The organism is Streptomyces sp. NPDC000880 (assembly GCF_053599675.1).
The window spans coordinates 1-8,563 of record NZ_JBSFMS010000196.1; the positions used below are offsets into that span (position 1 = coordinate 1).

The following is an 8,563-nucleotide window of genomic DNA, read 5'->3' on the forward strand; positions in this document are numbered from 1 at the left end:
CACGCCGTGATCCGCCTCGACGGACCGGACGGGCCCGACTCCCCGCCGCCCTCCTGGGCCACGGTCGCCGTGCTCACCGACTCGATCCGCGCCGCCGTCGCCCACTCGTACACCACCATCACGGTGCCTGCCGCCGGAGACCAGCCGTGCCGGCCTTTTCGCTGGGGTAGTCAGCTCGACATCCGACCCGTCCGCGCCTTCGACGACGGCAACGACATCACCGAGCAGGCGGTCGCCTCCTACGTCGCCAAGTACGCCACCAAAGCGGCCGAATCGACCGGCAGCCTCGACCGCCGGATCGGGAACCGGGAAGTCCTCGACCTCCTCGACGTACCCAACCACCCGCGCCGCCTCATCGAGGCCTGCCTCGACCTCGCCCCCCTCTACCCCGACCGCAAACTCGGAGCCTGGGCCCACATGCTCGGCTTCCGCGGCCACTTCTCCACCAAATCCCGCCGCTACTCCACCACCCTCGGCGCCCTGCGCCAGATCCGCGCCGACTACCGAGCCGCCCAAGAACAAGAGGCCGTGGACGACCCGGACACCGTGCTCGTCCTCGCCTCCTGGCAGTACGCCGGACACGGCCACACCCCCGGCGAATCCGCCCTCGCCGCCACCATCGCCCGCGACATCCAGCTCAACCGCGAAACAGCTCGCCAAGAACTCGGAACCCTGACCGACGAGAAGGAGTGGTGACCATGGCAGTGCAACTTCCCAGCCGGTACCTGACGCCTGACGACCTGGTGGAGATGTTCGACCTGCCCAGCGTCGAAACGGTCTACCAGTGGCGCCGCAAGCGCACCGGCCCCCACGGCTTCCGGGTCGGCCGGCACCTTCGCTACGACCCGGACGACGTTCGCTCCTGGGTCGAGTCCCTGCGGGAAGGGGCTGCCGCCTGATGGCCGGACACATCCAAGACCGCTGGTACAGGGTGGAAATCCACTCGGACGGGCAGCCGGTGAAGGTCAAGACGGAACGTCACGGCAGCGGTATGCGCTATCGAGCGCGCTACATCGGCCCGGACGGCACAGAGAAGTCCAAGAGCTTCCCTGACAAGCAAAAGCGCTTGGCCGATGCCTGGCTGACCAACATCGAAGCTGACATGGCACGCGGCCAGTACATCGATCCTCGTGCAGCGCGGACGACTTTTCGGGAGTACACGGAACGCTGGATCGCAGCGCTGACCACCGATCTGACGAGCCGGGCCGCTGTCGAAGGTCGCCTACGTCTTCACGCCATTCCCTACCTCGGGACGCGGCCGATCGGGTCCTTCCAGCCGGAGCACATCCGGGACTGGAACCGTCAGCTTGAAGAGTCAGTGGCGTCGACCTCCTACCGTCGTCTGATCTTCGACGCGGTCTCCTCCGTTCTCAACGCGGCCGTAGATGACCGTCTCCTGGCCTCGAACCCGTGCCGAGCCCGCTCCGTCAAGGCTCCGCGTCCGGCGCCATCACGCGTGCATCCCTGGTCGGCATCGCAGGTGTTCACAGTGCGGGCCGGACTGCCTGAGCGGTACCAGGCCATGACCGATGTCGGCGGGGGGTGCGGTCTGCGGCAGGGCGAGATCTTCGGTCTCGCGGTCGACAACATCGGAGAGCTCGGCTGGCTCTACGTACGGCAGCAGGTCAAGAAGATCCGCGGCACGCTCGTGTTCGCCCCGCCAAAGCGAGGCAAGCTGCGTGACGTTCCCCTCGACCCCGAGGTATCGGCGGCATTGACAGAGCACATGACGTGTTTCCCGCCTGTCGACGTGACCTTGCCCTGGCTCACGCCTACCGGGCCGAAGGTGACGCATCGCCTCGTCTTCACGAACGGCGTCGGCAAAGCCCTGTGGAGCAACGCATTCAACGACCAGGCGTGGAAACCGGCTCTCGCATCGGCCGGCATCATCCCGATCCCGGAGAAGGGGCGACGTCACAACGTCGCCCGCGAGCACGGGATGCACGCTCTGCGGCACTTCTACGCCTCGGTCCTCCTGGACGCCGGCGAGAACATCAAGGCACTGAGCCTCTATCTCGGGCACAGCGATCCAGGGTTCACGCTCCGCGTCTACACGCACCTGATGCCCAGCAGCGAGACCAGGACCCGCAAGGCCGTCAGCGCGATGTACCGGGCCGCCGGTCACGCCCATGACGGCCCAGAGACGGCCCAAGCCGCCTGACACGGCCCCTCATCGACGGGAAACCCGCTGGTGAGGGGCTGTTTCATGCCCAAGGTCGGCAAGTAACACCACCCCATCTTGCCGTACGTCCATCCCCCGACGGAAACCGGTGGCTGGCTCAGCCCCCGGAGGTCAGCCGCCGGAGGAGAGCAGCCCACGACTCATGCCCAGCCGGTGCGGTCCGGACCAGGCGACGCCTCCGGCACAGAACGATCAGGGGCGTGGCGTCGGCGAGCCGCACCGGCTCAACGCGGCGGCCCCGGTGCGCGCTTCGCACCGGGGCCGTCGTCAGCACAGTGTCACGCCGCACTTACGCGTGGTCACTACTCGCCGGCTGTCGCCCGCTTCTTACGGAGGAAGAACACCGCGCCGCCGCCGATCACGACGAGCGCGATCGCGACGCCCGCGATCATCGGGGTGGCGCTGGAGCTGCCCGTCTCGGCGAGGTCGCCCCCGGAACCCGAGGACGTGCCGCCGGCCGAGGCCGGGCTGGGCTGGGACGAGGGGGTATCCGTGCCCGGGCTCGGGGTGCCGGTGGTCTTGCAGTCCAGCACACCCTTGAAGTTCTGCTTGAAGCCGTCGGGCCCGGTGATGGTGAAGTCGTACGCCTGGTCCTCGGCGACCGGAACGGTAACCGTCCTGGACGACGCGGCCGGGATCGTGTACTTCACGCCCGCCAGCTCGAAGGTGAACGGAGCGTCGCCCTTGTTCTCCGCGGTGATGTCCACGCCGCCCTTGGCGCAGTTCTTCTCCGCCGAGAGCGCCGGTATCGCGCCCGCCTTGGCCCAGGTGGCCGTCGCGTTCGCGGAGACCGTGGACTCGCTGGAACCGGCCAGGATCTGGGTCTGGCTCTTGGTCGCTCCAGCGAACGCCCGGCCCACCGGCACGGAGGTGGTCGCCTGCGCGCTCAGCGTCGCCGAACCGTCCGCCGAACCGGCCGGCACGTCGAAGTACAGCTGAGTGCCGTCGACGGCGGAGGTGACGGGCTTGCCGGCCGCGTCGGTGACCTTGATCCCGCTGGCGGCCGCGTCGGCCGGCGGTGCCACCGAGACCTGGCCGGCGTCCGTGCGGACCGTCACGGGACCGAGCCGCCCGCCCGCCTTGCCGGAGACCGCGTTCGGCTCCAGGCTGAGCGAGGCCTTCGGCTCCGCCACGTCCTGGGCGTCTTTCTCCAGCCAGTCCGCGAGCTTCTCCGCCGCGGGGTCGAGCGCCTCGACGTCCGCCTTGTCCGAGAAGCGCCAGATGGCGACCTGAGTGCCGGCCGCCGCGGTGCGCTCCGAGAGCGCGCCGCTGCCCGCGTCCTTGGCCAGCGCCCCCAGATCGTCGACCTGGGGGTAGGAGTGCTGCAGGATCCAGCGGATCTTGCCCGCGTTCTCGTTGCCGCCCAGCGACGTCTGGTTCCAGGGGGTCTCCAGGTACTTCGCCTGGTCCTGGGTCGGGTTATTGATGTCGATGCAGTACGTCTTCAGCTGACCGCCGCCGTCGACAGTCATCTCGAAGACCCCGGCGGGTATTTCGCGATTCTTGCCGTCCGTGCGGAGCACGGCGCGGTCATAGGTCTTCAGCCCATCGAGAGTGGCGACCGCGCCACCCTGGTGCTGGACACCGTCGTCGGCGGCTGCCGCACCCGCACCGGCTATGGAGCCGCTCGCGATGAGGCCCGACATCAAAGCCGCGGCAGCAAGACGACGAGCAGCGCCCCGCCTGCGTACAACTGACGCAGAGAACAAAGCAAACACAGAATTCCCCTCCGAGCGAGGTCCTTATTCGCGTACGAGCGCGTGTTCACGTGGGATCCACGTGCGCGTGTGACGCGTGGGGGGAGTGCCTCGCCTGCAGACTCAAGTGACCCGTGAGTACGCCGAAATCCTAAGGACGCAGCGCACCCCAGTCCCCCGTCATACCGTCAGGCAACCATTCCGACTCGGAATCGTTATCGATGCTCGTCCGGACACGGCCGTATCGCCGTTTCTGAATCGACAAATCCACCCAACTCCAGGTCAGGCCACGGGTGTCGGCGTCACCTGCGCCTCCTCGGGCGTGGGACGGTGCGTCAGATTCGGTTCCGCCTTCACCACCCGCCGGAATGCCGCGGTCCCGCGCGTCAGATCGTGTCCCACCGCCACCGCGTCGATGTCCACGGACGTCCTGCGCTGCCCTTCCCGCTCCTCCTCGCGCACCCTCAACCGCCCATGGACGAGAAGAGGTTCACCGACGGAGACCGACCCGGCCAGATTTATGGCGAGGGACCGCCAGGCAAAGACCGTGTAGAAGCTGGTGTGCCCGTCCGTCCAGCTTCCGGCCTGCCGGTCGTATCGCCTCGGTGTCACCGCGAAACGGAATCGCGCCATGCCTCCCGCCGTCGATTCCCGGTACTCCACATTCGTGGCGACATTGCCCACCACCGTCACCATCGTGTCGTTCACCACGGCCACCTCCCCGTTCGGTCGCTCGGCCCGGTCCGTCCTGACCGATCTCCATGCTGGACCGGACGGGAAGATCCCGCCGACGCCTGTGGACCACCGCACCGTTGTGGAAAACCCCGTCACCCCAGAAGCCGGACCGTCCCGCCCCTGCCAACCCCCGAACCGCCCCCAGCCCTGCCGGCCCCCGCCTTCCCCGACACGGTCGCGTACTGCTCCCGCACCTCCTTGTAGCGCATGAGCTCCCCGGCGATCGGGTCCAGCACCTTCGCCCGGCCGCACCCGGCGGCCGCCTCACGCAGCCGCCGCTGCGCGTCCTGCCCGTATCGCCGCGCCGGCCCCCGTACAGCCGCCGCACACGCCCATTCCACCAGCGGCCCGCCCACGATCCCGGCGAGCATCAGCATCACCGGCCGCAGCAGCCCCGGCTCCAGTACACCGATGATCTGGCCCACCAGCCACAGTCCCCCGAAGATCTGAACCAGCGTCATCGACGCCTGCGCCAGCACGGCGGCCGGCCACCACGCGGGCCGCAGCGGCCGCCTGCTGGTCGCCGCCGCCTCGCGCACGGCCAGCTCGTCCAGCGCCTCCGGCAGCCCCTCGGCCCCGCGCACCGCCGCCTCACGCACCGCCTGCGCCCACGGCGCGGGGAGCCCCGCGGCCGCCTCGTCCGCGACCGTACGCACCGCCTGCTCGACCCTCTGCCGTGCCGTGAGCTCGTACTCCACCGGCGCCGCGCGCTCCGGCACCCCGCTCCCCGGCGTACGCGTGCGCTCGTACCAGCGCCACAGCCGCAGCCACGGCGTCCCGCACGCCCGGCTGGCGTTCCTGCGCCACTCGCGCTCCGCCGCCTCACCCGCCGCGTTCGCGCCGACCGCCTCCGACAGCCGGGCCGCGAAGTCCTCGCGCGAGCGTTCATGCAGGCCGGTGTTCCCGTCGGGGAGGTACACCGAACGGAGCTTCGCCGCCGCCGCGTCGACATCGGCGGACAGCCGGCGCGCTGCGGCATTGCGGTCCTGTACGAACTTCCCGATCAGCTCGCGCAGTTCGCCGACGCCTTCCCCGGTCAGCGCAGAGAGCGAGAGCACGGTGGCGCCGGGCTCGCCGTGTTCGCCAAGGGCCATGCCGTCCTCGTCGAGGAGCCGCCGCAGATCGTCGAGCACCTGGTCAGCGGCCTCGCCGGGCAGCCGGTCGATCTGGTTGAGCACCACGAACGTGATCTCCGCATGCCCGGCGAGCGGCCGCAGATACCGCTCGTGCAGGGCGGCGTCCGCGTACTTCTCCGGGTCGACGACCCAGATCACCGCGTCCACCAGTGCCAGTACCCGGTCCACCTGCTCCCGGTGTCTGACCAAGGCAGAGTCATGGTCGGGCAGATCGACCAGCACCAGCCCGTACAGCTCCTCGTCGCCGCCGGCCAGGGGCCTTCGCCGTAGCCGTGGCGGGATGGCGAGCCGGTCCAGCAGCCCGGCCGCGCCCTCCGACCACGTGCAGGCGATCGGCGCGGCGGTAGTGGGTCTGCGCAGCCCGGTCTCCGAGATCGGCACTTCGGCGAGCGCGTTGAAGAGCGTCGACTTCCCGCTCCCCGTCGCACCCGCGATGGCGACGACAGTGTGCCGTGAGGAGAGCCGCTGCCGGGCTGCGGCCTCGTCGAGGACGCGTCCCGCCTCGGCGAGAGTCTCGCCGTCCAGCCGGGTCCGCGAAAGGCCGATCAGTTCGCGCAGGGCATCCAGCCGTACCCGTAGCGGCCCGACGTACGCCCCACCGATCGGCACATGCACCTCGCCCGACGGGTCCTCCGTCCCGTCCTCCCCGGCGCCGTCCGGGCCGCCCGCACGCCGGGCGATCAGCCCGTCGTCCCAGCGGACGCCTTCCTCGTTCTCGTCGTCAGCGCGTTCGTCCGTGATGGCGGTCACCGCCGTCACCTCTCCTTCTGCAGTACGGAAAGCGCGGCGATCAGCTCGGCCTGCGGCTCAGGGGTCACTTCGAGTGCGTCGAGGGGTGCGAGGCGGCGGTCACGTTCGCTGTGCAGTACGCCGTCGATGTACGTCGTCATCAGCTCGCCGCCCTTGTCGCGCAGCTTCAGCGCGCCCTGCGCCCCGATTCGTTCGGCAAGCCGCTCCCCGGCGCCGCGGGCCCGCCGCCCGCCGAGCAACGCGGCCGCGACCAGTGCGGCCACCGCCTCGGGGTCGGGCGCGACACTCCTGTCCAGCCGGCGCACCTCCTCCTCGGCGAGCTCCTCCAACTCCCGCCGCCAGCGGCGTACGGCGATCCCGATCCGCTCGGCCGCTTCCAGATCCAGCCGCCCCCGGGCGACAACCGCCCGCGCGGCCGGCTCGCGCCGCCAGGCCTCCTGGACGCGCTCGTCGGCGGCGGCGACGGCACACTGCAGCAGGGCGGAGAGGCTGCCGACCAGCGAGTCCAGCAGCTCGCCCGCGCTGCTGTCGCGTGGATAGCCACGCCAGCGGGTCCGCGCGTCCCCGGCGAGCACCGCCCCACCCCGGAGCTGCGTGCGTACCCGCTCGCGCTCCTTCTCGTACGCCTCCTCGACCGCCCCCGTGAGCCGTACGGCCGCCGCGTACTGCCCCGCCACTGCCGCCGCGAGCTCGGGCATCCGCGCATTGAGCGAGTCGATCACGCCCGTCGCCGTACGCGCCAAGGTCTGCTGTCTGGCCGCCGGGTCCTGCGCCCGGTGCGCCAGCCAGGCGAAGAGGGGAGCCACGGCGGTGGTGGGCAGCAGCCCCCTGCCCGCGCCCGCCGACTCGGGCAGTTCCGGGATGGTGAACCGCGGCACCTCCCCGAGACCGGCCTTGGTCAGCAGCGCCGCGTACTGCCGCGAGACATCCGTGATCACCTGGTGTGGCACCCGGTCGAGCACGGTCACCAGCGTGGCGTCGTACTCCTTGGCCGTACGCAGCAGATGCCACGCCACGGCGTCCGCGTACCGCGATGCGGTCGTCACCATCACCCACACATCCGCGGCGCAGATCAACTCGGCGGCCAGCAGCCGGTTCTCGACGACGAGCGAGTCGATGTCGGGTGCGTCCAGGAGCGCGAGCCCGCGGGGCAGGGTGACGGCTGTCTCGATCCGCAGAGAGTTCTCCTCATCCCCCTCCCGCCCGCCGTCCTCCGCCCCATCTGCCTCTTCCTGCTGCGGCAGCCATACGCGCGTCAGGTGCGGCAGCACCCGCATCCCCGCGAACCAGTGATGATCGTCGGGGTGGCACACGAGCACCGGCGTACGCGTCGTGGGCCGCAGCACCCCGGCCTCACTGACCCGCCGCCCCACCAGCGAGTTGACGAGCGTCGACTTCCCGGCCCCGGTGGATCCGCCGACTACCACGAGCAGCGGCGCTTCGGGCTCCTTGAGCCGGGGCACGAGGTAGTCGTCGAGCTGCGCAAGAAGCTCTGCGCGCGTCTGCCGGGCGCGCGGGGCACCGGGAAGGGGGAGAGGGAGACGCACGGCGGCGACACGGTCGCGGAGGGCGGAGAGTGCGTCGATCAGCTGAGGCCGTGCATCCAAGGTCACCACATGCGAAGAATGCCCAATTTTGGCGGCTTTTTGAAGCGTATGACCCTCTCTGCGCGCCGGTCGGACAGACGGGACAGATGGGACGAGTGGGGCGCAGGCATAACGAGTGCACAACACCCGAGACGTGAGACGTCAAAAGCGGTGCATAAATCGCACCTGCCTGCGATTATCGGTTCGCTTCACTGAACCTACACATCGTGCCACGCAGGTGAAGCAACCGGGTCAAGGCGATCGGAGCCCTATCCTTGTCCCCGGCAAGGTCACGGAACCACCCACCAGGGGCTCCAGGCCACCGAGGCCACGATCCGGCCCCCGTAGCTCAGTGGATAGAGCAGGCGCCTTCTAAGCGCTTGGCCGCAGGTTCGAGTCCTGCCGGGGGCGCCCCTTCTTGTGCGGCGCCAATCCCGTACTCGCGGAGGGCGTGGCGCAGTTAAGGGGCACTCTAGC

7 protein-coding genes and 1 tRNA gene are annotated in these 8,563 nt (G+C 70.0%); 4 read left to right on the top strand and 4 right to left on the bottom strand.

The window, feature by feature from the left end:
- The 3 genes from ACWDO5_RS34345 to ACWDO5_RS34355 form a co-directional block, all read left to right on the top strand.
- On the top strand, positions 1-696 hold a 696-nt coding region (locus tag ACWDO5_RS34345; protein WP_450534461.1), incomplete at its 5' end, for a replication initiator.
- 2 nt (positions 697-698) lie between these two features.
- Positions 699-899 carry a helix-turn-helix domain-containing protein gene (locus tag ACWDO5_RS34350; RefSeq protein ID WP_450534462.1) on the top strand — a complete coding sequence of 67 codons (201 nt, stop codon included), beginning with the start codon at positions 699-701 and terminating at the stop codon, positions 897-899.
- Positions 899-2,161, top strand: a complete 1,263-nt coding sequence (locus ACWDO5_RS34355; protein WP_450534463.1) for a tyrosine-type recombinase/integrase — start codon at positions 899-901, stop codon at positions 2,159-2,161. The genes ACWDO5_RS34350 and ACWDO5_RS34355 overlap by 1 nt, the downstream gene beginning before the upstream one ends.
- 323 nt (positions 2,162-2,484) lie before the next feature.
- On the opposite strand, the gene ACWDO5_RS34360 is transcribed toward ACWDO5_RS34355, so the two are convergent.
- The 4 genes from ACWDO5_RS34360 to ACWDO5_RS34375 form a co-directional block, all read right to left on the bottom strand.
- Complete coding sequence (locus ACWDO5_RS34360; protein WP_450534464.1) at positions 2,485-3,828, bottom strand: LAETG motif-containing sortase-dependent surface protein; 1,344 nt, start codon at positions 3,826-3,828, stop codon at positions 2,485-2,487.
- A gap of 333 nt (positions 3,829-4,161) precedes the next feature.
- The gene (locus ACWDO5_RS34365; RefSeq protein ID WP_450534466.1) at positions 4,162-4,587 is read right to left on the bottom strand and encodes a single-stranded DNA-binding protein; all 426 of its coding nucleotides are present in this window, start codon (positions 4,585-4,587) and stop codon (positions 4,162-4,164) included.
- Between the two features lie 119 nt (positions 4,588-4,706).
- Positions 4,707-6,500: a GTP-binding protein gene (locus ACWDO5_RS34370; protein WP_450534465.1), complete on the bottom strand. Its 1,794-nt coding sequence runs from the start codon at positions 6,498-6,500 to the stop codon at positions 4,707-4,709.
- Between the two features lie 5 nt (positions 6,501-6,505).
- Entirely contained in the window at positions 6,506-8,107 is a 1,602-nt protein-coding gene (locus ACWDO5_RS34375; protein ID WP_450534467.1) for a dynamin family protein, read from the bottom strand.
- 317 nt (positions 8,108-8,424) lie between these two features.
- Between ACWDO5_RS34375 and ACWDO5_RS34380 the strand changes: the two genes are divergently transcribed.
- Positions 8,425-8,497 (top strand) — tRNA-Arg (locus ACWDO5_RS34380).
- Positions 8,498-8,563 lie beyond the last annotated feature (66 nt).

Coding starts and splice junctions, on each gene's coding strand:
- ACWDO5_RS34350 (WP_450534462.1), top strand. CDS start 699: ATGGCAGTGCAACTTCCCAGCCGGTACCTGACGCCTGACGACCTGGTG.
- ACWDO5_RS34360 (WP_450534464.1), bottom strand. CDS start 3,828: ATGTCGGGCCTCATCGCGAGCGGCTCCATAGCCGGTGCGGGTGCGGCA.
- ACWDO5_RS34355 (WP_450534463.1), top strand. CDS start 899: ATGGCCGGACACATCCAAGACCGCTGGTACAGGGTGGAAATCCACTCG.